The organism is Streptomyces sp. GbtcB7, from assembly GCF_019091445.1.
In the GTDB taxonomy this organism is placed as follows: Bacteria; Actinomycetota; Actinomycetes; order Streptomycetales; family Streptomycetaceae; genus Streptomyces; species Streptomyces mirabilis.
Genome location: NZ_JAGXJM010000053.1, coordinates 19,987 through 44,942 on the forward strand (window position 1 = coordinate 19,987; position 24,956 = coordinate 44,942).

The 24,956-nt window shown below is 69.2% G+C and carries 16 protein-coding genes and 5 tRNA genes; 11 read left to right on the top strand and 10 right to left on the bottom strand.

What is annotated here, in order from left to right:
* Positions 1-62: 62 nt before the first annotated feature.
* The 6 genes from KVT44_RS49170 to KVT44_RS49195 form a co-directional block, all read right to left on the bottom strand.
* Positions 63-135, bottom strand: a tRNA-Lys gene (locus tag KVT44_RS49170).
* 109 nt (positions 136-244) lie between these two features.
* Complete coding sequence (locus KVT44_RS49175; protein WP_217574967.1) at positions 245-1,780, bottom strand: amino acid permease; 1,536 nt, start codon at positions 1,778-1,780, stop codon at positions 245-247.
* Positions 1,781-1,838: 58 nt separating this feature from the next.
* Positions 1,839-4,955 carry an FG-GAP-like repeat-containing protein gene (locus tag KVT44_RS49180; RefSeq protein WP_217574969.1) on the bottom strand — a complete coding sequence of 1,039 codons (3,117 nt, stop codon included), beginning with the start codon at positions 4,953-4,955 and terminating at the stop codon, positions 1,839-1,841.
* Between the two features lie 257 nt (positions 4,956-5,212).
* Complete coding sequence (locus KVT44_RS49185; protein WP_217574971.1) at positions 5,213-7,471, bottom strand: DEAD/DEAH box helicase; 2,259 nt, start codon at positions 7,469-7,471, stop codon at positions 5,213-5,215.
* A 358-nt stretch (positions 7,472-7,829) separates the two neighbouring features.
* Positions 7,830-8,351 (bottom strand): hypothetical protein, encoded by a 522-nt coding sequence (locus tag KVT44_RS49190; RefSeq protein ID WP_099921846.1) that lies wholly within the window; start codon positions 8,349-8,351, stop codon positions 7,830-7,832.
* A gap of 176 nt (positions 8,352-8,527) precedes the next feature.
* Positions 8,528-8,878: a metallopeptidase family protein gene (locus KVT44_RS49195; RefSeq protein WP_067377126.1), complete on the bottom strand. Its 351-nt coding sequence runs from the start codon at positions 8,876-8,878 to the stop codon at positions 8,528-8,530.
* 94 nt (positions 8,879-8,972) lie between these two features.
* On the opposite strand from KVT44_RS49195, the gene KVT44_RS49200 reads away from it, so the two are divergent.
* The 9 genes from KVT44_RS49200 (at position 8,973) to KVT44_RS49240 (ending at position 17,987) form a co-directional block, all read left to right on the top strand.
* On the top strand, positions 8,973-10,619 hold the full coding sequence (locus tag KVT44_RS49200) for a metallophosphoesterase (protein WP_217574972.1): 1,647 nt from the start codon (positions 8,973-8,975) through the stop codon (positions 10,617-10,619).
* Positions 10,620-10,699: 80 nt separating this feature from the next.
* Positions 10,700-10,772: transfer RNA gene (locus KVT44_RS49205), tRNA-Glu, on the top strand.
* A gap of 47 nt (positions 10,773-10,819) precedes the next feature.
* Positions 10,820-10,894: transfer RNA gene (locus tag KVT44_RS49210), tRNA-Asp, on the top strand.
* 24 nt (positions 10,895-10,918) lie between these two features.
* Positions 10,919-10,992: transfer RNA gene (locus KVT44_RS49215), tRNA-Phe, on the top strand.
* 69 nt (positions 10,993-11,061) lie between these two features.
* Entirely contained in the window at positions 11,062-12,690 is a 1,629-nt protein-coding gene (locus KVT44_RS49220; RefSeq protein WP_254650934.1) for a hypothetical protein, read from the top strand.
* Positions 12,691-12,866: 176 nt separating this feature from the next.
* Positions 12,867-13,229, top strand: a complete 363-nt coding sequence (locus KVT44_RS49225) for a hypothetical protein (protein WP_254650935.1) — start codon at positions 12,867-12,869, stop codon at positions 13,227-13,229.
* A 67-nt stretch (positions 13,230-13,296) separates the two neighbouring features.
* On the top strand, positions 13,297-17,274 hold the full coding sequence (gene hrpA, locus KVT44_RS49230) for an ATP-dependent RNA helicase HrpA (protein WP_217574973.1): 3,978 nt from the start codon (positions 13,297-13,299) through the stop codon (positions 17,272-17,274).
* A 93-nt stretch (positions 17,275-17,367) separates the two neighbouring features.
* A tRNA-Asp gene (locus KVT44_RS49235) sits at positions 17,368-17,442 on the top strand.
* 356 nt (positions 17,443-17,798) lie between these two features.
* Positions 17,799-17,987, top strand: a complete 189-nt coding sequence (locus tag KVT44_RS49240) for a DUF6274 family protein (protein WP_190173688.1) — start codon at positions 17,799-17,801, stop codon at positions 17,985-17,987.
* Positions 17,988-18,437: 450 nt separating this feature from the next.
* Here the strand turns inward: KVT44_RS49240 and bldC are convergent, their stop codons facing one another.
* Both bldC and KVT44_RS49250 read right to left on the bottom strand, forming a co-directional pair.
* Positions 18,438-18,644, bottom strand: coding sequence for a developmental transcriptional regulator BldC (gene bldC, locus KVT44_RS49245; protein ID WP_003949541.1), 207 nt, complete (start codon positions 18,642-18,644; stop codon positions 18,438-18,440).
* Positions 18,645-19,350: 706 nt separating this feature from the next.
* Positions 19,351-20,199: a hypothetical protein gene (locus KVT44_RS49250; protein WP_099921841.1), complete on the bottom strand. Its 849-nt coding sequence runs from the start codon at positions 20,197-20,199 to the stop codon at positions 19,351-19,353.
* A gap of 245 nt (positions 20,200-20,444) precedes the next feature.
* On the opposite strand from KVT44_RS49250, the gene KVT44_RS49255 reads away from it, so the two are divergent.
* Positions 20,445-21,533 carry a Glu/Leu/Phe/Val dehydrogenase dimerization domain-containing protein gene (locus KVT44_RS49255; RefSeq protein WP_217574974.1) on the top strand — a complete coding sequence of 363 codons (1,089 nt, stop codon included), beginning with the start codon at positions 20,445-20,447 and terminating at the stop codon, positions 21,531-21,533.
* A gap of 321 nt (positions 21,534-21,854) precedes the next feature.
* Positions 21,855-22,109: a DUF3073 domain-containing protein gene (locus tag KVT44_RS49260; RefSeq protein WP_037615441.1), complete on the top strand. Its 255-nt coding sequence runs from the start codon at positions 21,855-21,857 to the stop codon at positions 22,107-22,109.
* A 144-nt stretch (positions 22,110-22,253) separates the two neighbouring features.
* Here the strand turns inward: KVT44_RS49260 and purM are convergent, their stop codons facing one another.
* Together purM and purF are read right to left on the bottom strand one after the other, a co-directional pair.
* Positions 22,254-23,354, bottom strand: coding sequence for a phosphoribosylformylglycinamidine cyclo-ligase (gene purM, locus KVT44_RS49265; protein WP_180292937.1), 1,101 nt, complete (start codon positions 23,352-23,354; stop codon positions 22,254-22,256).
* A 43-nt stretch (positions 23,355-23,397) separates the two neighbouring features.
* Positions 23,398-24,924: an amidophosphoribosyltransferase gene (purF, locus tag KVT44_RS49270; protein WP_099921838.1), complete on the bottom strand. Its 1,527-nt coding sequence runs from the start codon at positions 24,922-24,924 to the stop codon at positions 23,398-23,400.
* Positions 24,925-24,956 lie beyond the last annotated feature (32 nt).

The window sequence follows — 24,956 nt, forward strand, 5'->3', positions numbered from 1 at the left end:
CCCACACTCCCCAAGCACACCGAAGCCCCAGGTCAGATTCCCTCTGACCTGGGGCTTTTCGGTAGACCCTGTGGGACTCGAACCCACAACCAATGGATTAAAAGTCCACTGCTCTGCCAATTGAGCTAAGGGTCCACACGCCGGCCCGTATCGATCCCGTGCCGATGCATCCCCGAGCATAGCCGGACGTGGCCGGGACTCCGATCGGGTATCCGCGTCCCGGCCACGCCAACAGCGAACAGCCCTATGGATCAACCGGTTCGGGCGCGTCCTTGCGCGCCGCCAGGCGGGCGGCCGTGCGGGCGTGGTCGGGGTTGAGGAACCAGTGGCGGGCCGAGGCCAGCCACCAGGCCGCGGCGAAGCCGAGGACGACGAGCACCGCGGCCGGGGCGTAGTTGAAGGTCTCCCAGGTGACCGGCGAGACCTGCGGCAGCATGAACAGGACCGTGATCACGACGACCCAGGCGACCGAGACCACGCCGATCGCGCGCGACCAGCGACCCAGGTGCCACGGCCCCCGCTCGAACGCCTCCCCCTTGCGCAGCCGCAGCAGCGTCGGGATGACGTAGGCGATGTAGAGCCCGATCACGGCGATCGACGTCACGGCCGCGTACGCCGTCACATTGATCAGATACGGCAGCCCCAGCACGAGCGCGCCCAGCGCCGCCAGCCACACCGCCGCGACCGGCGTGCGTGTGCGCGGGCTCACGGTGTGCCAGACCCGGGAGAACGGCAGCGCCCCGTCGCGCGAAAACGCGTAGATCATGCGGCTGTTGGCGGTGACGGACGCCATCCCGCAGAAGAGCTGCGCGCCGATCACGACCAGGAGCAGGAGTTTGCCCGCCGTCGCCCCCAGCGCGTCGAGCAGGATCTGCGCGGGCGGCGCGCCTGTCGCCGAGCCCAGCTCCTTGTCGTACGACTGGATGGCGAAGGTGAAGCCCAGCAGCAGCACGAATCCGGCTATCCACGAGGTCCAGATCGACTGCACGATGCCCTTCGGGCCCGCCGTCGACGCGTCGTGCGTCTCCTCGGTCATATGGGCGGAGGCGTCGTACCCGGTGAAGGTGTACTGCGCCATCAGCAGGCCGACGAGGACGACGTACACGCCGCTGCCCCATCCGGTGTTGTTCACGAAGTGCGTGAACACGAAGGACGCCGACTGATGGTGGTCCGGCACGAAGGCCAGCGCGCCCACGATCACCCCGACGCCCAGCACGTGCCACCACACGCTGATGTCGTTGAGGAGGGCGACGATCCGGACCCCGAAGGTGTTCAGCAGCCCGTGCAGGACGAGGATCCCGGCGAAGAGCAGGATCGTGCGGCCCGGCGTGATCGTGAAGTCGAACTGCAGGTTCAGGTACGCGCCCAGGAAGGACGCCGCGCCGAAGTCGATCCCGGCGGTCACCGCGACCTGCCCGAGGACGTTGAACCACCCCGTGAACCAGGCCCAGGCGGCGGCCGACCTCGCCGGCGCCAGCCGGTGGGCCCAGAAGTACAGCCCCGCCGAGGTCGGATAGGCCGAACAGATCTCGGCCATCGACAGCCCGACGAACAGCGTCATCAGTCCGACCGCGACCCACCCCCAGGTGATCACGGCGGGGCCGCCGGTGTTCATGCCGAACAGATACAGCGTCAGACACCCCGAAAGAACCGAGATGATCGTGAACGAGACCGCGTAGTTGGAGAACGCCGACATGCGGCGGGCGAGAACCTGCGTATAGCCGAGCTGGGCAAGCCGTTCTTCGTCCGACAGCCCACTCGCCTTGGCGTCATCTGTCATGCTCCCAGCGATTCCCTCGCCGGGGGATCGACATGCACCGATCAAGACGTCGGGTTGGCTAGAAAAGGCCCTTGTAGCCCTGCCAGCCGCTCCCGATCTTCACCCGCGCCGCGAACGACCCCTTGCCGGTGCCGTTCTGACGGTACAGATTGCCCGCGGTGTCCCGCGCGACCAGATCCGCCTTGCCGTCACCCGTGATGTCCCCGGCGCCGACGACGACGTTGTACGACCCGCCCCAGCCCGCGAACACCTTCGTCCGCGCGCCGAACGACCCCTTGCCGGTGCCGTAGTAGCGGTACAGGGTGTTGGCCTTGTCCTGGGCGAGCAGGTCACCGATGCCGTCGCCGTTCAGGTCACCGACGCCGACGACCTTCTTGTACGTCTTCCAGTTGGCGTACAGCTTCACGCGCGCGGACAGCTTGCCCGTGCTCGTGCCCTTGTAGAGGTAGACCGTGCCGGTCGCGGCGTTGCGGGCGATCAGGTCTGGCAGACCGTCCTTCGTCACGTCGCCGGGCGAGGTCAGGACGTCGTACTGGTTCCAGCCGCCGGACTCGAGCGTCGTGTACGGCGTCGACGGCTTCAGCGCGGTGTGGCAGGCCGGCTTGTACAGCCGCAGGGCCCCGCTCGCGAGGCGCACCAGGACGTCGTTGCAGCGGTCCTTGTTCAGGTCGCCGAAGGGCACCGCAGTGATGCCGGCCGGCCAGCCGCCGCCGCTGACCTTCTTGGAGAACGTGCCCTTGCCCGTGCCCTGCTGGAACGTCAGCGTGCCCGAGGAGGTGAGGGTGAGCAGGTCGCCGGTGCCGTCCGGGTACTCGAAGACAGGGCCGCCCACGTAGTCGCGGCGCACCGCGCTGCCGCGCAGGAGCTGGACCGTGCTGCGCACCTCCAGCGGCGCGCCGACGCCGTCCGCGGGTACGACCGAGAGCGTCCAGTCGTACCAGCCGTTGGGCAGGTACTGCCCGGTGCTGGTGGTGCCGTGCCAGCCGACCTTCAGCTCGCCGCGCACCGCGCCGCCGTCCCCGGTGCCGACGACCTTGCCGGTCGCCTTGTCGCGCACGGTCAGCTTCCAGCTCGCGGCGGGCTTCGACAGCAGCACGTTCGTGAGGGAGACCAGATCCGGATGCTTCTCGTCCGCGTAGACCTCCCGCGCGATCTGCGCCCCCTCCAGCGGGCGCAGCGGCTGCTGCGGCACACCGGACGGGACGAGGTGCACGCGCTCCTGGGCATCGGCGTAGGCGGCGTTCGCACCGGACTCGTCGACCGTCCAGCGCACGTCCCGCTGGGAGACCCCGGTGTCCGCCAGGGCGCCGATCACCCGGCTCGTGGGCGTACCGTCCGCGACCGTCGTGAGGACCAGCTTCCCGTCCTGCTTGTCGTGCGTGACGACGTACCCGTCGCCGAGCTTCGCCTCGTCCGTCGGCACGGGCACGGACCTGCCCGCCGTACGGTCGTAGACACCCGCCCGGCCGTCGCACGCCCAGTACAGCCAGCGGCCCAGCGCCTGGAGTTCGGTGGGGGTGCAGCCCGCGTCGGTAGTGACCGGGGCGGCGCTCTTGTTCGTGGTCAGGTTGTACGGCACGAGGCTGCCCGGCGTCGTCCCGGCGGTCCACAGGGTGTCCCCGGAGAGGGCGGCGGCGCCGGGGGCTCGGGTGAGGTACGGGCTCGGGGCGGAGCGCACCCGGTACACGTACTGCCGACCGGCCGTGGTGTAGAGGATGTAGTGGCCCGAGGCGTCGGTGATCCGCCCGCCGGCGGGCACGTCGATGGTGTCGCCGTCGTACGGGCCCTGCCCACCGACCTCGATCCGGTCGGACGCCGATCCTCCCGTGCCGCCGCGGTTCACCCAGGCGACCTGCCCGTCGCCCAGGCCGTGGAAGGCGGCACAACCGGCGTCGTCGGCCGGACAGTTGTCGATGAGGTAGTTCGTGCTGAGGAACCGGGAGCCGGCGCCGAACGTGGGGCTCCCGGCCGCGGTGACGGTCCGGATGCGGGTGGTGCGGTCGCCCTGGGCGCCGTCGCCAGTCCCGTAGTCGGCGACGACGAGCCGCCCCTGGTGCAGCGACAGCCCCTGAATCGGGAACGCCGGCTTGGGCAGCGCCTTGACCTGGGTGACGACCGGACTGCCGTCCGGGCCCGGCTGGATGCGCTGGACGCCCCAGTCGTCGGCGGTGGTGCGGCCGATCAGGACGGCGGTGCCGTCAAAGACGGCGGAGGAGTAGACACCCGACGAGGGCATCAGGGTGACCGCGGGACCGCCCGCGATCGGTTTGGCGATCACCGCCGTACCGCCGCTGGGCCGGTGGACCAGCCAGTCGCCGACCACGGCGAGATCCTGCGCGGGGTTCACGCTGCCGCTGCCCGACAGCGTGACCTCGGACGGGGCCGCCGAGAGGTCGGAGCGGGAGAACACCTGCACGGCGGTCTCGTTGACGTTGAAGAGGACCACGTGCTCGGCGGTGACCTGGGCCCTGAGGTAGACCTTGGAGCGCGGCGGAGTCCAGTCCCGCACCTGCCCCGTCCGCCGGTCGACCATGACCGACAGGTACTGCCCGTCCTTCGAGGCCTGGAACAGCAGCCCGTCGGCGTCCCCGCCCACGGGCGCTCCGAGGTCCACGCCCGCGGGCACTCCGCCGACCGGCACGTCACGCGTGGTGCCGTCGGCCTCCGGGAACAGCAGGTGCATCTCCCGCCAGGCCCTGCCGTTCTCGTCCTTCACGCCTCGGAGGGCGACCGCCAAGTCGCTGTACGCGGTGAGCAGCGTCAGGCCCGAGGGTGTCTGGAGGGTGCGGGTGGTCCCGTCGACCGCGTTCCACAGGTCGACCCGGCCCCCCGCGTAGCGGTACGCCAGGACATCGCCGCCGGTCCCCCAGGTACCGGTGATCCCCTCCGGCCGCGTCACGGGCACGGACGTCCCGTCCGCGTACCGCGTCCAGACCAGCCCGGACCCCTCCAGCGTGTGGAAGACGCCCTGCTGCCCCGCACCGTCGTGGCCGCCGGACGTCGACCCGCTGTAGAGCTCGGCCGAGGTGTAGGTGCCGCGCAGCGTCGCCGGCACCACCGTCTCCTGCGGCGCGTCCGCGACCGCCGTCGGCGACGGCAGCAACGGGCTCAGGCCGGCCGCCAGCACTGCGGAGGCGGCGACGAGACGGAGGCGCACGAAGGCATGACGAGTCAAGAAGACCCTCCCCGAAGAACGAGACGGGACGCGCACCGCTCCTCGATGCCCCCGGCCCCCCGGCCGTCGCATCCGTCTCAGAAGTCGGCTGATCCTACAGCGAGTTCAAAGTTTCCGGAAAGCCTTTCGAAACAGTGCGGGGCACAGCCACGGGCACGGAAAACGCCGTGGCCCCCACCGGATCGGTGGGGGCCACGGCGTTCAGCATGCGCGGACGTCAGCGGACGTCAGCAGATGTCGTCGGACGTCAGCGGATATCAGCCGTTGCGCTTCCAGCGGGGCTTCTCGTCGCGGCGGCCGAAGGAACCGGTGCCGGTACCCGTGCCGGTACCCGTGCCGGTGCCGCGGTGGTCGTCGCGACGGCCGTACGGGCGGTCGTGGCTGCCGGCGCGGAAACCGCTGGAGGGACGGTTGTCCTGGCGGTCGCGGTTGAAGGGACGGTCGCTGCCACGGTGACCGCCACGGTCGTCACGACGCTCGAAGGACCGGCCTGCGGTGCCACGGTCGTTGTCACGGCGGAAGCCGGAACCACCGCGGTCGTCACGACGCTCGAAGGTACGACCACCACGGTCGCCGTCCCGACGGTCGCGGTCGAAGCCGCCACGGTCGTCACGACGGTCGTTGTCACGGCGGAAGCCGGAGCCACCGCGGTCATCACGACGCTCGAAGGTACGACCACCACGGTCATCACGACGGTCATTGTCCCGACGGAAGCCGGAACCACCGCGGTCATCACGACGCTCGAACGAACGACCACCACGGTCATCACGACGGTCATTGTCCCGACGGAAGCCGGAGCCACCGCGGTCGTCACGACGCTCGAACGAACGACCACCACGGTCATCACGACGGTCATTGTCCCGACGGAAGCCAGAGCCGCCACGGTCACCGCGGTCGTTGTCGCGGCGCTCGTAGTTGCCCCGCTCGTCACGGCGCTGACGCGGCTCGTAGGACGAACGCTCGGCGACGGGCTGCTCGGACACGGCCGGCGTCTCGGCCGGGGCCTCGGCCACCGCCTGCTCCGCCAGGGCCTCCGCGGCCGCGACGACCGCCGCCTCCGGGTCCTCGCCCCGCTCGCGCGCGGCACGGGCCACCAGACGGTCGGCCTCCCCACGCAGCTCGACCGCACGACGCTGCGCGCGCTCCAGCTCCTTGGTGAGCTGCGAGACCTCACGCTCGGCCTGCTGCGCGGCGTCGCCGGCCGACTGGGCCTGGACCTCGGTCATCGACCGGGCGCCGGTGATCTCGGCGACCTCGGGCTCGAAAGCCGTACCGGAGTTGATGATGTGACGCGCGGCGTCGACGCCCGCGTCCTCCATCAGCCGGAAGATCTGACGGCGCTGGTGCGGCAGGGAGAGGGACACCACGGTGCCGCTGCGGCCCGCACGGGCCGTACGGCCGGAGCGGTGCAGGTAGTCCTTGTGGTCACCGGCCGGGTCCACGTTCAGGACGAGGTCGATGCCGTCGACGTGGATACCGCGGGCGGCGACGTCGGTCGCGACGAGCGCGTTGACGTAACCGTCCTTGAAGTCGGCCAGCGTCCGGGTCCGCGCGCCCTGGGTCATGCCGCCGTGCAGCGCGTCGGCCTTCACACCGGCGTCGCGCAGCTGCTCGGCGATACGGTCGGCGCCCAGCTGGGTGCGGACGAAGATGATCGTGCGGCCCTTGCGGGAGGCGATCGCGGCGGTGACCGGCGCCTTGTCCTTGGGCTTCACGATGAGGATGTGGTGGGACATCGTCGTGACGTTGCCCTGGGCGCTGTCGACCTCGTGCGTGACCGGGTTGGTCAGGTAGCGCTTGACCAGCGTGGAGATCTCGTTCTCCATGGTGGCCGAGAACAGCATCCGCTGGCCGCCGGCCGGGATCTGGTCGAACAGCTCGGTGACCTCGGGCAGGAAGCCCAGGTCGGACATCTGGTCGGCCTCGTCGAGAACGGCCACCTGGACGTTCTCCAGCGAGCAGGCGCCACGGTTGATGATGTCGCGCAGTCGGCCCGGGGTGGCGACGAGGACGTCGACGCCGCGCTCCAGGGCGTAGATCTGGTTGCCCATCGACGTACCGCCGCAGACGACCTTCATCTTCAGGCCGAGGACGTCGCCGTAGGGCTGCAGCGCGTCGGCGACCTGCATGGCCAGCTCACGGGTCGGCGTGAGGATGACGGCGCGCGGCTTCTTCTTCTCGGTGTGACCGCCGGCGAGTCGCGCCAGGGTCGGCAGACCGAAGGAGAGGGTCTTGCCGGAGCCCGTGCGGCCACGGCCGAGGATGTCCTTGCCGGCCAGGGCGTCCGGGATGGTCGCGGCCTGGATCGGGAACGGGGTGGTCACACCGTTCTGGGCGAGCTTGCGGACGACGCCCTCGGGGAGGCCGAGGGAGTCGAAGGTGATCTCGGGGGCGGACTCGACGGCCTCGACGGTCTCGACCGTCTCCACGGTCTCGACGGCGGCCTGGACGCCCTCGTTGTTGTCGTTCTCGTTGTTCTCGGGCACGACGACGTGATCAGTACTGGAAACAGACATGCGAAATGCGAACCTTCCGGAGTTCTTCGGCACGCGCCCAAACTCCGTGAAGTCGCAATCGACCGCCTCTATGCGGTCCGGCCACGGCAAGGGAGAGTACGCGCCACACGCGGCGCTCTCTGCAATGGCGCCGGGCAAATGGGATCAAACGATCTACCACCATACGCACCCCCCACCCCTGAAGGCAAACTGACCCCCAAAGGGGCAGGTCAGGCACGCAGGGCAGGTCTTACGTCTGCTGGCAGGGGCTCCAACACCAGCGGTGGCCGAGCGTATTCCCGCCCCCTCCGCCGACTTTCCCGCCGCCCCTCCGCTCGTCGGCCCTCCGCTTCTCCCCGCCGCCCGTCCACCACCCCGTTCACGCCGGTTGGCCCGCCTGCGGCGCCGGCTCCCGATCCACCAGTTGCGTGGTCTGCTCATGCGCGGAGGACGAGGGCTCAGCCGTGGTCGGATCGGGCGTCGGCGTCACGGGCGGTGGCGGAGGAGGGGGCGGCGGAGTCGGTTCGGACGTGGCATGCGTGGGGCTCGGCACCCCGTTCGACGGCGGAGGCTGCTCCGGCTGCCCCTTGCCGTCCCCCTTGCCCGTCGCCCTGACGGACGGCTTCGCACCGCCGGAGGCCGACGCGGACGCAGATGCCGACCCGGAGGCCTTCTCGCCGGGCTTGGCGGAGGCGCCGCCCTTCACACCCGTCCCTCCGTGGAACCCGCCACCGCCCCCGCTCTCCGCGGACCCCCCGTCGGGGGCCTGGCCGCCGTGCCGCCCCGCCGAGTGCGCGGGCCCGGGCCGGCCCGCGTCGTCACCCACGCTCATACAGCCGGCGGCGGACGCGACGACGATGACCGTGGCGGCCAGACGGACGGGTACGTACAAGGCGCGCACGGGCAGCCACCTCCGGAGGGGGTCTCCCCTGCTCGGCGAGGCCGAGAGCCTGGGGATGGATCGGGGAGTCCAGTCCCCCTGTCCAACTCCCGCCGCCCACAAGAGGACACGCGGGAACATGACACACGTCCCGAGCCCCAGGGGGCGTCGGCCCCCGCCACCCACTCCCCGCTCACTCACCCGTAGCCGAGCGCGTGCAACCGTTCGTCGTCGATCCCGAAGTGATGCGCGATCTCGTGCACCACGGTGACCTCGGTCTCCGCGACCACGTCCTCCCGCGTCTCGCACATCCGCAGGGTCGGCCCCCGGTAGATCGTGATCCGATCCGGCAGCACCCCCGCGTACCACTCCCCGCGATCGGTCAGGGGAGTTCCCTCGTAGAGCCCGAGCAGCTCGGGATCGGCGGGGTCGGGCTCGTCCTCGACGAACACCGCCACGTTGTCCATCAACCGCGTCAGCTCCGGCGGAATCCGGTCCAGCGCCTCGGCGACCAGTTCCTCGAACTCCTCGCGCGTCATCTCCAGCACACGGCCATTGTCCGGTACGACCGCCTCGCAGGAGAGTCGACGACAGCCCCGTACACCCCGCATACGAACCCCCGCACTTGGGCATACGGGACCAATGGTCCGCGTCCCCGCTGCCGTCACCACCGCCACATCCGCCGTCACCACCTCCATATCCGCCGTCATCACCGCCCTGGCCCGCACACGCCGTCCCCGCCACACCCCGCACCTCCGCCGCCTCCGCCTCCGCCGCGCCCTCAGCTCCCGCCGCTCTCCCCGCTTCCGCCCCGTGACCGAGGAACTCGTCCAGCAGCCGAACCCGTACACCCGGGCGCTCGGCCTGATGGCGGTCGTCCTCCTCGGCGCCTGGCTGGGCCTGCTGGTCGTGGGCAATGTGCGCGTCCCGGTCGGCCCCATGAACACCACGATGACCCTGCGCCCCTCGGTCACCGGCGGCACCAAGATCAACGTCTCCCCGCTCGGCGCCCTGGAGCTGAACAGCCACATCGCCCCGGTCCGCCTCGACGTGAACGTCGACCAGCTCGACCCGGTCCGCGCGCAGGCCCTGGTCGACCACCCCGAGCGGCTCTCGGGCCTGCAGGACGAGGTCGCGCAGGACGTCGAGCACGGCACGCTCGACCTGGCCGTACGGTCCTGCGTCGCGGTCGTGTCGGGCGCCACGGCCCTCGGCCTCGCGGTCTACCGCCGTCCGCGCCGCGCCCTGGCCGCCGGCGGCCTGGCCCTCACCCTGCTCACCGCCTCCGGCGCGACGGCCTTCGCCACCTGGAACCCGAATTCGGTGCTGGAACCGAGGTTCTCCGGGCTGCTCTCCTCCGCCCCCTCCCTCGTCGGCAACGCCCGCAACATCGTCAGTGAATTCGACGTCTACCAGAAGGAGTTGGCACGTCTGGTGACGAACGTGACGAAGCTGTACGACGTCACCTCCACGCTCCCGACGTACGAGCCCGACCCGTCCACGATCCGGGTCCTGCACGTCTCCGACATCCACCTCAACCCCGCGAGCTGGAAGATCATCGCGTCACTGGTGAAGCAGTACGCGATCGACGTGATCGTCGACTCCGGCGACACCATGGACCACGGCACGTCGGCCGAGAACGGCTTCCTGGACCCCATCCCCGACCTGGGCGCGCCCTATATCTGGGTGCGCGGCAACCACGACAGCCTCGTCACCCAGCGCTACCTGGAACGCCTGAAGAACGTGCACGTCCTGGACGACGGCCGCGCGATCACGGTCGCGGGCCTGCGCTTCGCCGGCATCGGCGACCCCCAGTTCACCCCCGACCGCTCGGTCGCCCCCGGCGGCGACGCGGCGGAGGATCTGGCCGGTGCCCGCCTGGCCTCCGCCCTCCGCGGCCAGCGCACGGCAGGCACCCCCGTCGACATCGCCATCGCCCACGAGCCGTCGGCGGCCCGCGGGACGGACGGCGAGGTGCCCCTCGTCCTGGCCGGTCACCTCCACCACGAACAGACGGAGGTCATGAAGTACGGAACCCGCCTGCGCGTCGAGGGCTCGACGGGCGGCAGCGGCCTGCGCGCGATCGAGGGCAAGTACCCGGACCCCATCGAGGCCTCGGTCCTCTACGTCGACCGTGACACCCGCCGTCTCCAGGCCTGGGACGAGATCAAACTGGGGGGCCTGGGCCTGACGACGGCCGAGGTCAGCCGCCACCTCCCGAAGGAGAACCAACCGGGCGCGCCCCAGTCCTCCTCCCCCTCCCCGACCACCTCCACGACCACCCCGTAAACCGTTTTGGCGATACCTCCCGCCATCCCATATGCTTCTCACGTCCCCGACGCGCTGAGAAGCGCCCAGGCGGGCCGATAGCCCTCATCGTCTAGCGGCCTAGGACGCCGCCCTTTCAAGGCGGTAGCACGGGTTCGAATCCCGTTGGGGGCACGCAACGCCGTGTGCGACACTGTTTTACGCGTCGCACGCAACAGCTTGGTCCTGTGGAGCAGTTTGGAGTGCTCGCCACCCTGTCAAGGTGGAGGCCGCGGGTTCAAATCCCGTCAGGACCGCTGAGGTTTCACATGAAACCTCGTGGCTGGGTAGCTCAGTTGGTACGAGCGATCGCCTGAAAAGCGATAGGTCGCCGGTTCGACCCCGGCCCCAGCCACAAGAACGAGAACCCCCTCCGGGTCAACTGGAGGGGGTTTTCGTCGCTCGCGGAGCCTTAGGGGGGTTCTTGAGACATATCGCCAGAGGACTGGTGACGGCCGGCGCCGTCCTGGTCGGCACCTTCGCGATACCCGGCACGGCCCACGCCGCGGGGCCGAACGTCGAGAACGCGTACAGCGACCAGGCCGACTGGTCGGTCCTCGACGTCCGCCTCAACTACAGCGGCTCGGTCGACAAGATCACAGCCAAGCTCCGCCCGGCAGGCAGCGGCGAGTCGGACGCACCGGTGGCCACGATCACCGACTTCACGCGCAAGTACGACTACAGCTCCTGGGACAGCATCTGGGCCTCCCAGCCCATCCACCTGGACACTCTGGGCGACTACACGATCGACATCGAGGCCACGGACTCCTCGGGCGAGACCACCGTCCAGCAGAACGCCGGCACTCTGCGCTACCAGAAGCAGCCCGTCATCACCGGTTACTCGGTCACGCCGACCGAACCGGACATCGAGCACAAGACGGTCACGGCCACCGGTGACATGGCCGTCCGCGACCCCAGCACCCGCGAGACGGTGCCACTGCCCGGCGCCACCGTGGACCTCACGTTCGACGGGAACGACGAGACGACCGCTGTCACGGACGACGCCGGCCACTTCTCCGCCTCCCACGAGGTGGTGGACGGCGGCTGGACCTTCGCCCGGTACAACGGCGACCTGGGCTTCGCAGCCGGCCCCTGGGTAGAGGTCAGGCCGAAGACCGCGCCGACCCGGATCGTCCTGGACAAGAGCAGCCTCCACGTCACCGCGAACGACAAGTTCAACGTCGCCGGAACGCTCCAGTACCAGAGCGGCACGGAGTGGAAGCCGCTGTCCGGCATCGCGCTGCAGATGGACTACAAGGACTGCACCACCTGCAGCCCCGTCCAGTCGACCACCGACGCGAACGGCCGCTTCTCCTTCTCGAAGTACGCGTACGGCAGCAAGGTGGTCTACGAGGTCGGCTTCCCGCCGTACCCGTACAACCCCTTCATCCAGCGCACCACGAAGGCCGACGTCACCGTCGCGGCCACCGCCACGACGAAGTTCACCGAGTTCACGGCGCGACTGGACGAGTACGCACAGTTGGACATCACCGGCATCGTCGACCTGGTCGGACGCGACAGCAACGACCGGATCGGCGTCGACATCCAGTACTCGCCCGACGGCAGGACGGGCTGGAGCACCAAGAAGACGGTGCAGACCACCAACGGCTCGCAGTTCATCGTCGAGAAGCTGCCGGGCTACACGGACGGCTACTGGCGGCTGCACTACGCGGGCTCCACCGCCAAGGACATCAAGGGCGGCGTCAGCGGCAGCCTGCGCAGGAACCGCGCCCTCACCCGGATCAAGGACGCCAACGCGTCCCCCGAGCCCGTCTCCAAGGGCCGGACGATCACCGTCAAGGGCGTGCTCCAGGAGCGCAAGGCCGGCACCACCTCCTGGAAGGCGTACGGCGCCAAGAAGGTGGAGATCCTCTTCCGGCCCAAGGGCAAGAAGACCTGGTACCTGATGTCCACCGTCACCACGAAATCGAACGGATCCTTCAGCAAGGGCTTCAAGGCCCAGCAGGACGGCACCTGGGTACCCGTCTTCCTGTATCCCGACAGCAAGCACTTCGTGGGCGACGGCGCGGAGGACTACGTCGACGTGCGATGACACCCGCGCGGACAGCTGAGGAGGGGCGGACCCGAAAGGGTTCGCCCCTTTCTTCGCGCCGGGACGGGCGCGACCGGTGACGGGCGCGACCGGTAACGGGCGGCTCGCTTGGCACCGGCGCTCGGCCGCCGCTATGTTCTGGCCGGTCCAGCAGGTTTCTTCGGGGCGGGGAAGACATGAGCCGGAACGTGGCCAGAGTGATTCAGGACACCGAATTGGAGAAGGACCGGGCCCGGTACGGGCTGTTGGCCGTGGTCGTCAGCATTCTCGCGATCTCGGGCGTCGCGATCTTCGGCGTCTGGCGGCTCGACGGCGACAAGGCCGTGATCGTCGGTGTGCTCACCGCCGCGTTCACCGCGGTGAGCAGCATGACCACCGCCTACCTGGGCATCAAAGCCGTCTCCAACACCGCCCAGTCCATGGCCCGGGGAAGCCGTCCCCGCCAGGAGTCCGCGCCCGCCGCGACACCGGCGCCCTCTGCCACGCCCGAGCCCGCCCTCGCCGCCTCCCCCGAGCCTCCGACGCAGCGCACCCCCTGACCTGTCCCCACGCCCCGCCCAAAACCGTTAGCCAGTAATTTCGGCGAGGTGAGATCCTGGACGGCGTATGTCTACGCATCCTGCCCCCGTCCTCGGCGACCTCGCCCCCCGCCTGGCCGAGCTGTCCCTGCGCGACGCGCACCGGCTCGGCCGCAGGCTCGAGGGCGCGCGCCGGATCCGCAAACCCGAAGCCCGCACCGCCGTGCTCGCCGAGATCGACGCGGAGGTCACCAAGGCCGAGGCCCGCATGGCCGAGCGCCGCACCCGCGTGCCCGCCGTCACCTACCCCGAACAGCTCCCGGTCAGCCAGAAGAAGTCCGACATCGCCGACGCCATACGCGACCACCAGGTCGTCATCGTCGCGGGTGAGACCGGCTCCGGAAAGACCACCCAGATCCCCAAGATCTGTCTCGAACTGGGCCGCGGCGTCCGCGGCATGATCGGCCACACCCAGCCCCGCCGCATCGCCGCCCGCACCGTCGCCGAGCGTGTGGCGGAGGAGCTGGACACCCCCCTGGGCGAGGCCGTCGGCTGGAAGGTCCGCTTCACCGACCAGGTGAACCCGGACGGCACCTTCGTCAAGCTCATGACGGACGGCATCCTGCTCGCCGAGATCCAGACGGACCGCGAGCTGCGCGCGTACGACACGATCATCATCGACGAGGCCCACGAGCGCTCCCTCAACATCGACTTCCTGCTCGGCTACCTCGCCCAGCTGCTCCCCAAGCGCCCGGACCTCAAGGTCGTCATCACCTCGGCCACGATCGACCCGGAGCGCTTCTCCCGCCACTTCGGCGACGCCCCGATCGTCGAGGTCAGCGGCCGTACGTACCCCGTGGAGGTCCGCTACCGCCCGCTCCTCGAGGAGGACGGCGACGACGCCGACCGCGACCAGATCACCGCGATCACGGACGCGGTCGAGGAACTGCAGGCCGAGGGCAAGGGCGACATCCTGGTCTTCCTCTCCGGCGAACGCGAGATCCGCGACACGGCGGACGCACTCACGAAAAAGAACTACCGCTTCACCGAGGTCCTCCCCCTCTACGCCCGCCTCTCCCACGCGGAGCAGCACCGCGTCTTCCAGGCCCACACCGGCCGCAGGATCGTTCTGGCGACCAACGTCGCCGAGACCTCGCTCACCGTCCCGGGCATCAAGTACGTCATCGACCCGGGCAACGCCCGTATCTCCAGATACAGCCACCGCACCAAGGTCCAGCGCCTGCCCATCGAGCCGGTCTCGCAGGCCAGCGCCAACCAGCGCAAGGGCCGCTGCGGCCGTACGTCGGACGGCATCTGCATCCGTCTGTACTCCGAGGACGACTTCAACACCCGTCCGGAGTTCACGGACGCGGAGATCCTCCGTACGAACCTGGCGAGCGTCATCCTCCAGATGACGGCGGCCGGCCTCGGCGACATCGAGAAGTTCCCCTTCATCGACCCGCCGGACCACCGCAACATCCGCGACGGTGTCCAACTCCTCCAGGAACTGGGCGCGCTGGACCCGTCCCAGAAGGACGTACGCAAGCGCCTCACAGACACCGGCCGCAAGCTCGCCCAGCTCCCCGTCGACCCCCGGCTGGCCCGCATGGTCCTGGAGGCCGACAAGAACGGCTGTGCCCGCGAGGTCATGGTGATCGCCGCGGGGCTCTCCATCCAGGACCCGCGCGAGCGCCCCGCCGACAAGCAGACGCAGGCGGACCAGCAGCATGCCCGCTTCAGGGACGAGACGAGCGACTTCCTCGCCTTCCTCAACCTCTGGCGTTACGTCCGCGAGCAACAAAAAGAACGAGGATCGTCCGCCTTCCGCCGCATGTGCAAGCAGGAGTACCTCAACTTCCTGCGTATCCGCGAATGGCAGGACATCTACACCCAGCTGCGCACGGTCGCCAAGCAGATGGGCATCCACCTCAACGAGGACGACGCGGCGGAGCAGAGCGTCCATGTCTCCCTCCTCGCCGGCCTGCTCTCGCACGTCGGCATGAAGGACGTGAAGGAGACCGGGGGCGAGAGCGGGAGGAGCACGGGCAAGAACGAGTACCTCGGCGCCCGCAACGCCAAGTTCGCGATCTTCCCGGGTTCGGCCCTCTTCAAGAAGCCGCCGCGTTTCGTGATGTCGGCCGAACTGGTGGAGACCTCCCGTCTCTGGGCCCGGGTGAACGCCAGGATCGAACCTGAGTGGGTCGAACCCCTGGCCGAACACCTCCTCAAGCGCACCTACAGCGAACCGCACTGGGAGAAGGACCAGGCGGCCGTGATGGCGTACGAGAAGGTCACTCTCTACGGCGTCCCGATCGTCGCCCAACGCAAGGTCAACTTCGGTCGTATCGACCCCGAGACGAGCCGCGACCTCTTCATCCGCAACGCCCTCGTGGAGGGCGACTGGCGCACGCACCACAAGTTCTTCGCCGACAACCGCAAGCTCCTGACCGAGGTCGAGGAGCTGGAGCACCGTGCCCGCCGCCGGGACATCCTGGTCGACGACGAGACGCTGTTCGACTTCTACGACCAGCGGGTGCCGGCCCACGTCGTGTCCGGCGCGCACTTCGACTCCTGGTGGAAGCACAAGCGCCATGACGAGCCCGAGCTCCTCGACTTCGAGCGTTCGATGCTCATCAACGAGCGAGCCGGTGACGTCAGCAAGGACGACTACCCCGACTCGTGGCGTCAGGGCCGCCTCAAGTTCCGGGTGACCTACCAGTTCGAGCCGGGCGCGGACGCCGACGGCGTCACGGTCCACATCCCGCTCCAGGTCCTGAACCAGGTGACGGACGAGGGCTTCGACTGGCAGATCCCGGGTCTGCGCGAAGAGGTGGTCACCGAACTCATCCGTTCCCTCCCCAAGCCCATCCGCCGCAACTACGTACCCGCCCCGAACTTCGCGAAGCGGTTCCTCGACCAGGCCGTGCCTCTTCAGGAGCCGCTGCCGACGACCCTCGCCCGTGAGCTCAAGCGGATGGTCGGCGTGCCGGTCACGGCCGACGACTTCGACTGGTCCCGTGTCCCCGACCACCTGAAGATCACCTTCCGGATCGTCGACGAGCGGCGCCGCAAGCTGGCCGAGGACAAGGACCTCTCGACCCTCCAGCTCCAGCTGAAGCCGAAGGCGCGCAAGGCGATCTCGCAGGCCGCGGCGGCGACGGCGGAGCGCGAGGGCGGCGAGTCCCTGGAACGCACGGGCCTCACGGACTGGACGATCGGCACGCTGACGCGCGTCTTCGAGACGCGCCGGGCCGGTCAGCCGGTGAAGGCGTACCCGGCCCTGGTCGACGACGGCCCGACGGCGAACACCGTCTCCGTACGTCTCTTCGACACGGAGGCCGAGCAGGCGCAGGCCATGTGGACGGGCACCCGGCGGCTGATCCTGCGCAACATCCCGGTGAACCCTGCCAAGTTCGCCTCGGACAAGCTCACCAACGCCCAGAAGCTCGCCCTGTCCGCCAACCCGCACGGCTCCGTGCAGGCCCTGTTCGACGACTGCGCGACGGCGGCGGCGGACAAGCTGATCGGCGACTTCGGAGGCCCGGCGTGGGACGAGGAGTCGTACCGGAAGCTGTATGACAAGGTGCGCGCCGAGATCGTCGACACGACGGTCCGGACGGTGGGCCAGGTGCAGCAGGTCCTCGCCGCCTGGCAGGCCTGTGAGCGCCGTCTGAAGGCCACCAGCAGCCCCACCCTGCTGGCAAACCTCACGGACGTACGGACGCAGCTGAACGCCCTGGTGAAGCCCGGCTTCGTCACGGCGACCGGCCTGCGCCGGCTCCCGGACCTGATGCGCTATCTGGTCGCCGCCGACCGCCGCCTGCAGCAGATGCCGACCGGCGTCCAGCGGGACACCACCCGCATGGAGAAGGTCCACGAGATGCAGGACGAGTACGCGTGGCTCCTGGAGCAGATGCCGCAGGGCCGGCCGGTCCCGCAGCAGGTCCTGGACATCCGCTGGATGATCGAGGAGCTCCGGGTCAGCTATTTCGCCCACGCGCTCGGCACGGCGTACCCGGTCTCCGACAAGCGCATCGTGAAGGCGATCGACGCGGCGGTGCCGTAACGGGACCTGCACGGTGGGTGAGTTCGACCCCGGGCTCACCCTCCTGTACAGTCTCTTCTCGCAGCACAGCGCAAGAAAGTGACTGCGAAACCTGGTCCTGTGGAGCAGTTTGGAGTGCTCGCCACCCTGTCAAGGTGGAGGCCGCGGGTTCAAATCCCGTCAGGACCGCAAGAGATACGAGAGCCCGGGTCTTCGGACCCGGGCTCTCGTGCGTACGCACTCCGCGCAGCCGCACGAACTCACGGACCACTCGCTCACGGACCACCCGCGCGCGGACCGCCCCGCGCGGACCGAACCCCCCGCAGCGCACGTTCAAGCCCCTGGGCGCGTATCCACAGACTCCGGGCGCCGTACGCCCCTTCACGCGCCTCGCGCGCCCCCACCCCCACACGGCCGCTTCCCAGGCCCTCCCACCGCACGCAGGACGCAGCCCCGCCCGACCGGCGGAGCCCCCCGCACCTTGACGCCGTCACATTCGGCGGGTACCCCGGAATCCAGGGCCCTCGACCTCCTGGAGGTGGTTCATGGCGGCGTCCGCTCGGCACGAGACGCGCGCTCTGCTCCGCGCCCATCTGTCGGCCGCCTCCGGGTATCGCCATCTGACGCGGCACTGCCCGATCTGCCATCAGCTCCTGAGACTGGCCATGGAGCCCTCCGCGCACGGCGAGGAGGACGAGACGGCGACCGAGGACGAAACACCCTCCCATGCGTGACCTCGCGCGGGAGGGCACATCCGCCCAACTCCTTTAGCGCAGACGCGTCACAGGCAACAAGGACTCTGGCATGTGACGGGTGTCACCGCATAAGTTTTCAGAAGGGCGGAACTTACACCCCACCTACAACTGGTCAATTTAATATGTGCAATTGCACCACTCTCCGAGAGCTCCCACAGGAGATCCGACAGCCCGCCCCAGACTCCGACAAGGCCGCTCACAGGCCCACCGCACAGTCCACACCAACGCCCCTTCGGCGCCTGAGCAGGGCACAAAAAAAATCGCGCTGGACCCGGCGGAGTCCAGCGCGATCGACGACGCACCCTTGTCGCATGTGTAACTGGGTCGGGCGTGAGCCCTGTTGGGGCAGGACCCGCGTCGCTTGGAGCTGTGGTTCGGGCGTCTTGCACAGGTGGGGGGACCTGCCGAATTGCCCGGTTATGCGATTGTTCAGGCCTCGCTGCGCTGCTGCGGGATACCCGCGAGTAGCGCGCGGACCTCAGCCTCGCGGTAGCGGCGGTGCCCGCCGAGCGTGCGGATGGATGTCAGCTTGCCGGCCTTCGCCCACCGCGTGACCGTCTTGGGGTCGACGCGGAACATCGTGGCGACCTCAGCCGGGGTCAGCAGCGGCTCGGCATCAGGGGTGCGAGCGGTCATGAGCGGCCTCCTCGGGAGAACCGAACCTTCTCGGTTCTTTCCTCTAAATTCTGCACCTTGACCCGCGTTGCCCGAAATGGCGGACGCGAGTCGAGTCGGTTATAGGACGAACGGCTTGTCCTCGGCACTACAACTACACCATCCGTCCAGCCGCGTCGGCCAAACCGATGGAATTGCCCTCCCAGGTGTTCATCAGCGACGGAAGCCGATGGACCATGCCATAGCGGACAGTCACGCCACTGTGACGATCAGTCACAGGACGATCAGGAGTCATCAGACCCCCCATAGCGCGCAATACCGAGATTCCCGCCCAGACATGGACGGATGGAGCCCTCCCCCGGGCTCCTTGTCCTATTTTGGCACGAGGAGGGGCAAGCGATGCAAGAGCCAGGTAAGTGCCGTCCGTCACGCTTGACACTCGTTGACACAAAAGACCGGATCGGGACCTAGGTCCCGCCCTGCGTGGTCTTCTCCCGCAGTGAGGGTTCTTCAGCGTGCGAGGACCATACGTCAGTTCGGGCGAACACCAGTGAGAAGCACATCACACTTCTCGTGCGGCAAACCCCGCCCCAGCCGTCCCGAGGCACTTAGCCGGTCCCGAGGTACTCAGACACCCCACAGGACGCACAGGTCCCACAGGGCACACGGAACCCACGCGACACACAGGACCCACGCGCCCCGCGGGCCCAAAGACCCTGGACGTCCCTCAGTTCGACGAACGCAGGTCCCGGACCGAGCGCCAGCGCTCCACGAGCCGCCCGTACGCCTCGCCCGCCGCCGCCCCGTCCCCATGACGCAGCGCCTCGATGCCCTCGGCGACGTCGGCCGCCGAGTGGTCGTCCTCGAGGTGCCCGGCCGGCAGGGCGTGCACGAGCCCGCCGTAGTCCAGCTCGACCAGCGAGCGCGGATGGAACTCCTCCAGCCAGCGCCCCACGTCCACCAGGCCGTCGATGAGGGGTCCCTCGTCCAGGGTGTCCCGCAGGGTCTTCAGGGCGCGCGCCGTCCGCCGCCGCGCCTGCACCATCGGCGTCCGGTAGCGCAGCATCGGCGGCGCTCCGTCGCCGCCCGCCCCCTTGTCGTACCGCCGCTCCTCGTCGGTGACGAGCACGAACCAGTTCAACGGCACCTGCCAGGTCGAGGTGCGGATCCACGGGCGGGCGTCGGGGTTGCGGGCCAGCCAGCGCTCGTAGTCGAGGGCCGCCTGGCGGCGTACGAGCGGCGGCAGGACCGCGTCCAGGACGGACACGGGCAGTTCGTCGGCCAGCTCCTCCAGCGCCTGCCAGCCGCGCAGCCGGGTGCGCCAGGGACAGACGCAGAGCACTCCGTCGACGCTCAGCACGAACGCGTCCGCGCTCTCGTGCACCGGCACGGGGATCGGCGGGGTGGGCAGCAGGTCGGCCAGGGAGCGGCGCAACTCGTCCTGGTACGACGGGCGCTCGGCGCGTCGTGCGTAACGCGCCCAGTGGGTTCGCTCAGGCTCCGGGAAGGCGGCCAGCGGTTCGTACACGCGCAGATAGGACGCGTACGGGACGATCACCGAGGACACCTTGGGCACCCCTGCTCCCTCCCCAAAGGACCGGACACGAAACCCGGGCGGGATCCCGGGCGAGTGGCACGCGGGCGACCGGGAAATCACTGCAAATCGTCCCACGACCGTGCGGAAACGTACTCCGGGAGGAGGTGATCCTGAACACTGCGCGGATGGCGACCGGGCACAGGCTCTAATCTCATGCCCACGGAAGCCCGCCATCCGCACGGGCACCGTCCACAACCGCCGCTACTTACCTGGGAGTCACCACCGTGACCGACCTAACCGACGGCGTCCTGCACACCCTGTTCCATTCGGACCAGGGGGGTCATGAGCAAGTCGTGCTCTGTCAGGACCGGGCCAGCGGCCTCAAGGCCGTCATCGCCATCCACTCCACCGCTCTGGGCCCCGCCCTGGGCGGGACGCGTTTCTACCCGTACGCGAGCGAGGAGGAGGCCGTCGCCGACGCGCTGAACCTCTCGCGCGGGATGTCGTACAAGAACGCCATGGCCGGTCTCGACCACGGCGGCGGCAAGGCCGTGATCATCGGGGACCCCGAGCAGATCAAGAGCGAGGCCCTGCTCCTCGCCTACGGCCGGTTCGTGGCCTCGCTCGGCGGGCGCTACGTCACCGCGTGCGACGTCGGTACGTACGTCTCCGACATGGACGTCGTGGCGCGCGAGTGCCGCTGGACGACGGGCCGCTCGCCCGAGAACGGCGGCGCCGGCGACTCCTCGGTCCTGACCGCCTACGGGGTCTTCCAGGGCATGCGGGCCAGTGCCCAGCACCTGTGGGGCGACCCGACGCTGCGCGGCCGCAAGGTCGGCATCGCGGGCGTCGGCAAGGTGGGCCACCACCTGGTGGACCATCTGCGCGAGGACGGCGCCGAGGTCGTGATCACGGATGTACGCGACGAGTCCGTACAGCGGATCCTGGACAAGCACCCGACGGGCGTCACGGCCGCCACGGACACCGAGGCGCTGATCCGGACCGAGGGCCTGGACATCTACGCCCCCTGCGCGCTGGGCGGGGCGCTGAACGACACGTCCGTGCCGGTGCTCACCGCGCGGATCGTGTGCGGCGCCGCCAACAACCAGCTCGCGCACCCGGGCGTCGAGAAGGACCTCGCGGACCGCGGGATCCTCTACGCGCCCGACTACGTGGTGAACGCGGGCGGTGTCATCCAGGTCGCCGACGAGCTGCACGGCTTCGACTTCGACCGGTGCAGGGCGAAGGCCACGAAGATCTTCGACACCACGCTGGACATCTTCGCACGTGCGAAGGAGGACGGGATTCCGCCGGCCGCCGCGGCCGACCGGATCGCCGAGCAGCGGATGGCGGAGGCGCGCCGCCGCGGATAACGGAACCCTCTGTTCCGTCGCATTCCGCGCGTGTCTCGACGCTTGTCAGGGACCCGCCGAGGGGACACTTCGAGAGAACTCTCACTCCCGTCGGCGGGTCGTACGCCAAGAAGAGGTTAAAATCGCGGTTGACCAGCGGGGACAGGGCACCTCGCAGGTTCTGGGCCAAGGCGCGTCCTGCGGGCGACGTACCGTATGGGCGCGGGCTCAGGTACCGTGGAAGCCCTACGGACCGGTCTCTCCATGGAGAGCCCGTTCCAGATCATGAACGCGTGTCAAGACTCTGGGGCCACCGAGCCCCGTATCCGAGGGGGTCGAGCCATGGGGCGCGGCCGGGCAAAGGCCAAGCAGACGAAGGTCGCCCGCCAGCTGAAGTACAGCAGCGGCGGGACTGACCTCTCGCGTCTGGCCAATGAGCTGGGCGCTTCGACTTCGAGCCAGCCGCCGAATGGCGAGCCGTTCGAGGACGACGACGAGGAAGACGACCCGTACGCCCAGTACGCGGATCTCTACAACGACGACGATGAGGATGAGGACGACCAGTCCGGTCCACAGTCTCAACGTCGCGGCGCTTGACGCACCAGCGTCCCTCGCGGTTTCCGCGATCTCTCGTAGCTGTAGCGGTGAGCAGATCTCTGTTGGCGGATTTCTCGTAGTAACCGCACTTCACCCGGTCCGGGGCCTCAACGCCGGACCGGGTTTTGTGCTGCCCCTGGGGCCTCAGCTCGCGTAGTCGCCGATCAGGGCCGCGCCCGTCGCGTGCTCGCCGCGCTCGGTGATCTCACCGGCGATCCAGGCGTCCACGCCGCGGTCCGCGAGGGTGGTCACCGCCGCGTCCGCCGATTCCTCGGGGACGATCGCGATCATGCCCACGCCCATGTTCAGCGTCTTCTCCAGCTCCAGACGCTCGACCTCGCCTGTCCTGCCGACGAGGTCGAAGACCGGGGCCGGCGTCCAGGTCTCACGGTCCACGATCGCGTGCAGCCCGTCCGGGATCACCCGGGCCAGGTTGGCCGCGAGCCCGCCGCCGGTGATGTGGCTGAAGGCGTGCACGTCGGTGGTCCTCGTCAGCGCCAGGCAGTCCAGCGAGTAGATCTTGGTGGGCTCCAGGAGCTCCTCGCCGAGCGAGCGGCCGAACTCCTCGACGTGCTGGTCCAGGCTGAGGTTCGCCCGGTCGAAGAGGACGTGCCGGACGAGGGAGTACCCGTTCGAGTGAAGACCGGAGGCCGCCATGGCGATCACCGCGTCACCCGTACGGATACGATCCGGGCCGAGCAGCCGGTCGGCCTCCACCACGCCCGTACCGGCGCCCGCGACGTCGAAGTCGTCCGGACCGAGCAGGCCCGGGTGTTCGGCCGTCTCGCCGCCCACCAGGGCGCAGCCCGCGAGCACACAGCCCTCGGCGATGCCCTTCACGATGGCCGCCACGCGCTCCGGGTGGACCTTGCCGACGCAGATGTAGTCGGTCATGAAGAGCGGCTCGGCGCCGCACACCACGATGTCGTCCATGACCATCGCGACCAGGTCGTGGCCGATGGTGTCGTACACGCCGAGCCGGCGGGCGAGGTCGACCTTGGTGCCCACGCCGTCCGTGGCGGAGGCGAGCAGCGGGCGCTCGTAGCGCTTGAGGGCGGAGGCGTCGAAGAGGCCGGCGAAGCCGCCGAGGCCGCCGAGGACCTCGGGGCGCTGCGTCTTCTTCACCCACTCCTTCATCAGCTCTACCGCGCGGTCGCCCGCTTCGATGTCGACGCCGGCAGCCGCGTAGGAAGCACCGGAAGCAGTGCCCGTCGCCGGAGGTGACTGATCAGACACAGAAGACATTGCCTGGGATCTTTCGGGTTGGTGATACGGGGCTCTGCGGCGCTTACGGGCGACGGATGGCGTCAGCCGCTGCCGTGGCTGCGGGACCCGCGGCCAGCTCGGTCTCCAGAAGCTGCTTGCCGAGCAGCTCGGGGTCGGGAAGCTCCATCGGGTACTCGCCGTCGAAGCAGGCGCGGCACAGGTTCGGCTTGGCGATGGTGGTCGCCTCGATCATGCCGTCGATGGAGATGTACGAGAGGGAGTCGGCGCCGAGCGAGGTGCCGATCTCCTCGATGGTCATGCCGTTGGCGATCAGCTCGGCGCGGGTCGCGAAGTCGATGCCGAAGAAGCAGGGCCACTTCACGGGGGGCGAGGAGATCCGGATGTGGACCTCGGCGGCGCCCGCCTCGCGGAGCATGCGCACCAGGGCGCGCTGGGTGTTGCCGCGCACGATCGAGTCGTCGACGACGACCAGGCGCTTGCCCTTGATGACTTCCTTCAAGGGGTTCAGCTTCAGACGGATGCCCAGCTGGCGGATGGTCTGCGAGGGCTGGATGAAGGTCCGGCCGACGTACGCGTTCTTGACCAGACCCGCGCCGAAGGGGATCCCGCTGGCTTCCGCGTAACCGATCGCGGCGGGCGTCCCGGACTCCGGGGTCGCTATCACCAGATCGGCCTCTACAGGGGCTTCCTTGGCGAGTTTGCGGCCCATCTCGACGCGCGAGAGGTACACGTTCCGGCCGGCGATGTCCGTGTCCGGGCGGGCCAGGTACACGTACTCGAAGATGCAGCCCTTGGGCTTCGCTTCCGCGAATCGCGAGGTACGGAGGCCGTTCTCGTCGATGGCGATGAACTCGCCCGGCTCGATCTCGCGGACGTAGGCCGCGCCACAGATGTCGAGGGCGGCGGACTCGGAGGCGACGACCCAGCCGCGCTCCAGCCGGCCGAGGACCAGCGGGCGGATGCCCTGCGGGTCGCGGGCCGCGTACAGGGTGTGCTCGTCCATGAAGACGAGGGAGAAGGCGCCCTTGACCTGCGGGAGGATCCTGGCGGAGGCCTCTTCGATGGTCAGCGGCTTACCGTCGTCGTCGACCTGGGCCGCGAGGAGCGCGGTGAGAAGGTCGGTGTCGTTGGTGGCCGCCACGCGCGTGGTGCGGCCGTCCTGCTTGGGGAGGTCGGCGACCATCTCGGCGAGCTGCACCGTGTTGACCAGGTTGCCGTTGTGGCCGAGCGCGATGGAGCCGTGCGCGGTGGCACGGAACGTCGGCTGGGCGTTCTCCCACACGGAGGCGCCCGTGGTCGAGTAGCGGGCGTGACCGACCGCGATATGACCCTGGAGCGAACCGAGCGAGGTCTCGTCGAAGACCTGGGACACGAGGCCCATGTCCTTGAAGACGAGGATCTGGGAGCCGTTGCTTACCGCGATACCCGCGGATTCCTGGCCCCGATGCTGGAGGGCGTAGAGCCCGAAGTAAGTGAGCTTGGCGACCTCTTCACCGGGGGCCCAGACTCCGAAGACGCCGCAAGCGTCCTGGGGGCCTTTCTCGCCGGGGAGCAGATCATGATTGAGTCGACCGTCACCACGTGGCACGCCACCGAGTGTAGGCGAGATCGACCACTGGT